Annotated in this window: 8 protein-coding genes; all 8 read right to left on the reverse strand. The window is 60.8% G+C overall.

Annotation, left to right across the window (positions count from 1 at the left end; genetic code table 11):
• Positions 1 to 220 (reverse strand): immunoglobulin domain-containing protein (locus HOLFODRAFT_RS21865; RefSeq protein ID WP_482793354.1); only part of this gene is annotated, 220 nt, incomplete at its 3' end.
• A 70-nt stretch (positions 221 to 290) separates the two neighbouring features.
• Entirely contained in the window at positions 291 to 755 is a 465-nt protein-coding gene (locus HOLFODRAFT_RS0216210; protein ID WP_005031215.1) for an SEL1-like repeat protein, read from the reverse strand.
• Positions 756 to 772: 17 nt separating this feature from the next.
• Positions 773 to 1168, reverse strand: a complete 396-nt coding sequence (locus HOLFODRAFT_RS0216215) for an immunoglobulin domain-containing protein (protein ID WP_244432681.1) — start codon at positions 1166 to 1168, stop codon at positions 773 to 775.
• 483 nt (positions 1169 to 1651) lie between these two features.
• A complete protein-coding gene (locus HOLFODRAFT_RS0216225; protein WP_005031208.1) occupies positions 1652 to 2038 on the reverse strand; it encodes an immunoglobulin domain-containing protein in 387 nt (128 codons plus the stop codon).
• A 28-nt stretch (positions 2039 to 2066) separates the two neighbouring features.
• Positions 2067 to 2537, reverse strand: coding sequence for an SEL1-like repeat protein (locus tag HOLFODRAFT_RS0216230; RefSeq protein ID WP_005031206.1), 471 nt, complete (start codon positions 2535 to 2537; stop codon positions 2067 to 2069).
• 18 nt (positions 2538 to 2555) lie between these two features.
• Positions 2556 to 2906, reverse strand: coding sequence for an immunoglobulin domain-containing protein (locus HOLFODRAFT_RS0216235; RefSeq protein WP_244432682.1), 351 nt, complete (start codon positions 2904 to 2906; stop codon positions 2556 to 2558).
• Positions 2907 to 3104: 198 nt separating this feature from the next.
• Positions 3105 to 3557, reverse strand: a complete 453-nt coding sequence (locus HOLFODRAFT_RS0216240) for a tetratricopeptide repeat protein (protein ID WP_005031202.1) — start codon at positions 3555 to 3557, stop codon at positions 3105 to 3107.
• A gap of 25 nt (positions 3558 to 3582) precedes the next feature.
• Positions 3583 to 4716, reverse strand: a complete 1134-nt coding sequence (locus HOLFODRAFT_RS25415) for an immunoglobulin domain-containing protein (RefSeq protein ID WP_026939409.1) — start codon at positions 4714 to 4716, stop codon at positions 3583 to 3585.
• Positions 4717 to 4941: the final 225 nt, after the last annotated feature.

Genomic DNA, 4941 nt, shown 5'->3' on the forward strand with positions numbered 1-4941 from the left:
AGCTTGTCGCGGTGGCCCCAGGGATGACGACCCCGTTCTTCATCCACTGGTATCCAATCAGCCCCTTCACTTCGGCATCCACACTGAACACCGCCCCCTGCCCCACCGGAACCACCTGGTCCGTGGGATTCTTGACTATGTTGGGCGGCTGAGCGCCCGCGCAGGCCTCCGGCCCGGTGTGGGCTGGGTAGTCCGGGGAGACGGTAAGGGACGCCGCCACCGCCCAGGGGTCCAGCCCCACAGGACAGAGGCGGGGCCTTCCAGCAACGGGCTTACCGAAGCGCCGAACCTCAACGCCTCTTCCGCTGGAACTCGCCACTCTTCTTGGCCCATGCCCTACGCATGGCATCATCCTTTGGATACCCATACAGCCCCAACCAATAGCAATTCGACAGCATCCCCGCGCACTCCGGATTCCCGTTCCGGGCCCCCCGCTCCAGCCAGCGGCGGATGTCGGCGGGATCACCCTGCACCCGCCACATCTGGTAGAGCTCGAAATCCGCCCCTCCATCCCCCGCCGCACCGGCCTTTTCGAACCAGTAGGTTGCCGTTTTCCAGTTCGGATCGGCGATCAGTCCGTCCCCGGAAAAACTGGTGTAGGCATTCCCAAGGTCCTTCATGGACTTGGTGTGTCCCAACCTCGCCAGGATATGCACCCGGGAGAACCGCCAGCTCATCAGCAGACCCACCAGCAGGGCCAGCGCCAGGGTAAGCGCCCCCAGGCAGCCCCAGGGCCAGAAACGCATCTTCTTCATGGTGCCCCCTCCAAACATCACTCATTGACAACCCACAATGTCGCCGCGCTGCTGTTCACTTTGCCATTGCCATTGCTCACCACCACTGAGAACTTCGCTCCATCATCGGCCGCAGACACCGATGGAATCTCATATATCACCGCATTAGCCCCGGGGATGGGGCTTCCATTCCGGAGCCACTGGAATCCCATGGCCTCCTGGGCCTGGACCGAGAACCTGGCCCGCTGCCCCTTCGGGACAACCGCATCCGCAGGTTGCCTGAGGATGCTCGGGGGCTGGGCATACCTGCAAACTTCCGGCCCCACATGGACCCGTTCGCTCTCGGAGCCGGAGAGCGTGGAAGCCGTGGCCCAGGCCCACAGGACAGAGGCGGGGCTTTCCAGCAACGGGCTTACCGAAGCGCCGAACCTCAACGCCTCTTCCGTTGGAACTCGCCACTCTTCTTGGCCCATGCCCTACGCATGGCATCATCCTTTGGATACCCATACAGCCCCAACCAATAGCAATTCGACAGCATCCCCGCACACTCCGGATTCCCGTTCCGGGCCCCCCGTTCCAGCCAACGGCGGATGTCGGCGGGATCGCCCTGCACCCGCCACATCTGGTAGAGCTCGAAATCCGCCCCTCCATCCCCCGCCGCTCCGGCCTTTTCGAACCAATAGGTTGCCGTTTTCCAGTTACTTTCAGCGACCAATCCCCTACCGGAGATACTGACATAAGCCAATCCCAGCTCTGACATGGACTCTGCATGTCCCAACCTCGCCAGGATATGCACGCGACTGAATCGCCAGCCCATGCTCAGTCCCATCAAGAGGACGATTGCGAGGCCGATCTTCCATACACGCCCACCAGAGTGATTCTTGCTTTTCATTTACTTTTCTCCAAAAAGACCACGCTCATTTCGCCACGACCCATAACCGAGCTTCGTTGCTACTCACCTTGCCATTGCCGTTGCTCACCACCACGGAAAACCGGGCACCATCATCGGCCAAGGAAACCGGGGGTGTCGCATAGCTTGTCGCGGTGGCCCCAGGGATGACGACCCCGTTCTTCATCCACTGGTATCCAATCAGCCCCTTCACTTCGGCATCCACACTGAACACCGCCCCCTGCCCCACCGGAACCACCTGGTCCGTGGGATTCTTGACAATGCTGGGCGGCTGAGCACCTGCGCATGCCTCCGGCCCGGTGTGGGCTGGGTAGTCAGGGGAGACGGGAAGAGACGCCGCCACCGCCCAGGGGTCCAGACACACATGGCAGGGCTGCCCTAGTTGGCTGAACATGCCCCCTGAGCGGCCAGCCGTCCTCCCCTTATTTCCGGTATTTCCTGCGTTCAAACGCTGTGCTCTTTTTCGCCCATTCATCTGAAAGCACTTGGTCTTTCGGGTACCCATAGAGGCCCAACCAATAGCATTGCGCGAGGGTCATGGCACACTCCGGATTCCCGTTCCGGGCCCCCCGCTCCAGCCAGCGGCGGATGTCGGCGGGATCACCCTGCACCTGCCACATCTGGTAAAGCGTAAAATCCGCCCCGCCATACCCAGATGCCCCAGCTTTTTCAAGCCAATAGGTTGCTTTTTTCCAATCATATTCAGCAACCAAACCTTCCCCAGTTACGTCGGCAAAAGCCCCTCCCAACTCTGCCATCGATTTCGCATGTCCCGTCCTCGCCAGGATATGCACCCGGGAGAACCGCCAGCCCATCAGCAGGCCCACCAGCAGGGCCAGCGCCAGGATAAGCGCCCCCAGGCAGCCCCAGGGCCAGAAACGCATCTTCTTCATGGTGCCTCCCCGCAAACATCATTCATTGACAACCCACAGTGTCGCCGCGCTGCTGTTCACCTTGCCATTGCCATTGCTCACCACCACCGAGAACTTCGCTCCATCCTCGCCCGCCGTCACGGATGGAATCTCAAAAGTCACCGCATTAGCCCCGGGGATGGGGCTTCCATTCCGGAGCCACTGGAATCCCATGGCCTCCTGGGCCTGGACCGAGAACCTGGCCCGCTGCCCCTTCAGGACAACCGCATCTGCAGGTTGCCTGAGGATGGTCGGGGGCTGGGCATACCTGCAGACTTCCGGCCCGACATGAACCCGTTCGCTCTCGGAACCGGGCAGCGCTGAAGCGGTGAGCCAGGGATCCAGACTCACATGGTCTTCCATAGGCGTCCACCCAAGTGCGGATTGCTGTTCATGAATATGCCTCCTGAACCATCACGGTCATTTCGCCACGCCCCACAACCGATGGAGGTACGGGGCTTCATGGCCTCTTGACGGGCGGTGTACCGGGTGGTTATATAAATTTATTACTTAATTAAATACACGCTCCCGCGAACGGAAACCCAAGAGTCAGGGATGCCACCTGGGTAATTTGCCTGACCAGTAATCAGCCATATCCTTGTCCTTGGGGAAGCCATGCATGCCGTAACGGTAGGAGTTGGCCAGGGTCAATGTGCACTCCGGATTCCCGTTCCGGGCCCCCCGCTCCAGCCAGCGGCGGATGTCGACGGGATCACCCTGTACCTGCCACATCTGGTAAAGCGTAAAATCCGCCCCGCCATACCCAGATGCCCCAGCTTTTTCAAGCCAATAGGTTGCTTTTTTCCAATTATATTCAGTAACCAAACCTTCCCCAGTTACGTCGGCATATGCCCCTCCCAACTCTGCCATTGATTTCGCATGTCCCAACCTAGCCAGGATATGCACCCGACTGAATCGCCAGCCCATGCTCAGTCCCACCAAGAGGACGATTGCGAGGCCGATCTTCCATACCCGTCCACCCGAGTGTTTCTTGCTTTTCATTGACTTTTCTCCAAAAAGACCACAGTCATTTCGCCACGACCCATAACCGAGCTTCGTTGCTACTCACCTTGCCATTGCCATTGCTCACCACCACGGAGAACCTGGCACCATCATCGGCCAGGGTAACGGGGGGTGTTGCATAGCTTGTCGCAGTGGCCCCGGGGATGGCGACCCCGTTCCTCATCCACTGGTACCCGATCTGCCCCTTCACTTCGGCATCCACGCTGAACACCCCCCCCTGCCCCACCGGTACCACCTGGTCCGCGGGATTCTTGACAATGCTGGGCGGCTGAGCACCTGCGCATGCCTCCGGCCCGGTGTGGGCTGGGTAGTCCGGGGAGACGGGAAGGGACGCCGCCACCGCCCAGGGATCCAGGCTCACATGGCAGAGGTAGCCGTTGCCGAAGTCGTGCTCTCCCCAGTTGGAACCCGCGTTCCTTGAGGGGTAGACGATGAAGGTGTGAGCCTTCATGGCGCTCTTGGCATTGGCGTACCGGGCAACCCTGACCCCGGTGCTGCCGCCAGGGATACCGTTCAGTCTCCAGACGAAGGAATCGGGCTCCTTGGAAAGGGGGAGCAGTGTCCCCCCCCCAAAATCGACCCCAAGCCACTGGCTTCCGAAATTGATGGACCAGCGGATGGGCTCGTCCAGGCTCAGCTTGAAGGCCGGGTTGAACCCGAAGGTGTTTGGAACGTAATCCTTCTGGTTCACGTGGTGCAGGGTTCTCCGGAATTGGCTGGGGTGCCACCACATGGAAAGCCCGGCTCCGCTGCCATAGGTCACGAGATCCCACTTGGGCAGGACCTCCTCCACGGCACCGTCCGTGAGCCCCGGAACAGTGCCCAGGCGGGTGCGGGCGGCGGCAGCGATGCGGGCCCCCTGGCTGTGGGCGTGCAGGGTCAGGTGGCTTCGCAGTTCGTCCAGATCCTCCAGGGCCGCCTGCCGCTGACGGGCCGCTTCGGCCGGATCGGAATTGGGGATAACCCTGCTCTCGATCACCCGGCTCTGGAAATCCGCACTCCAGAGCACCTCAGTCACCATGCGCATGACCCCGATGAGGCTGACCACATCCACGTTCCGGGTGGGAGCCAGGGGCCGGGAGGTGTCAATCTGATTGTCCGCCACATCCATGAGATCCCCCGCTTGGGCTGGATTCAACTGGTTTCCCTCCAGTTGAACGAAGCCGCTCCGCGGCGGGGGTGGCGCCGTGTGGCGGGCCCGCGCAGTAAGAAAGCTAGCAATTCCATGTAAATGAAGGCTCCTTGGTCATCGCGATGTTGACGCATCGCCAGACGACTGTCAAGCGACATGAAAATTAACCCACCCGGCGACACGAATATTGACCCCCTTGTTGTATGAGCCCGTGGGGTGTCTGGAGCGTAG

The organism is Holophaga foetida DSM 6591 (genome assembly GCF_000242615.2).
Classification (GTDB): domain Bacteria; phylum Acidobacteriota; class Holophagae; order Holophagales; family Holophagaceae; genus Holophaga; species Holophaga foetida.